We start from the raw sequence: 644 nt of genomic DNA, 5'->3' as shown, positions 1-644 counted from the left end.
ACCTTAGATAAAAATGTCGGACGCAATTTGCGCTTAGCGGTTAAAATGAGTAGCTTAACAGTCGATAGTCCTTTTTGGCTCATCTATGGCCTGTTGTACCCAGACTTAAACGTCATCTTGCTACGGCGTTTAACTCAATCACTGCACGAAGCAGAAGGAAACAGCTCCCACACCTGAGCATGAAGGAGCGGTAATTTGAAGGAATAAAACAGATGCACAACGATACCCTAAGCCGCGTGAACGCAATTCGCGAATGGCTTGCTCAACACAACATTGATGCCCTACTGATCCCTCACGAAGATGAATACCTGGGTGAATATGTCCCTGCGCACAATGAACGCCTCCATTGGCTAACCGGATTCACAGGCTCTGCAGGCGCAGCCGTGATCACACAAGACAAAGCCGCGATTTTTGTTGATGGCCGCTACACCGTTCAAGTGACCAAACAAGTTCCTAGCGAGTTGTTTGAATATCGACACCTAATTGAAGAACCAGCATTGGATTGGATTCAAGACCATCTAACCGCAAATGCGTCCGTGGCTATCGACCCCCGCATGCACAGCTCGGCTTGGCTAGATATGGCACAAGCAAAACTGGTTGGAAAACTTGAGCTGAACATTCTCTCCAGCAACCCAATTGATGAG

1 protein-coding gene is annotated in these 644 nt (G+C 47.8%); it reads left to right on the top strand.

Annotated elements, in window-relative coordinates:
- Window positions 1-212: 212 nt before the first annotated feature.
- A partial coding sequence (locus R7P74_RS27110; RefSeq protein WP_318123762.1) for an aminopeptidase P family N-terminal domain-containing protein occupies window positions 213-644 on the top strand: 432 nt, incomplete at its 3' end.

The organism is Vibrio sp. 2033, from assembly GCF_033339735.1.
This window is presented reverse-complemented; position numbering and strand designations above follow the sequence as displayed.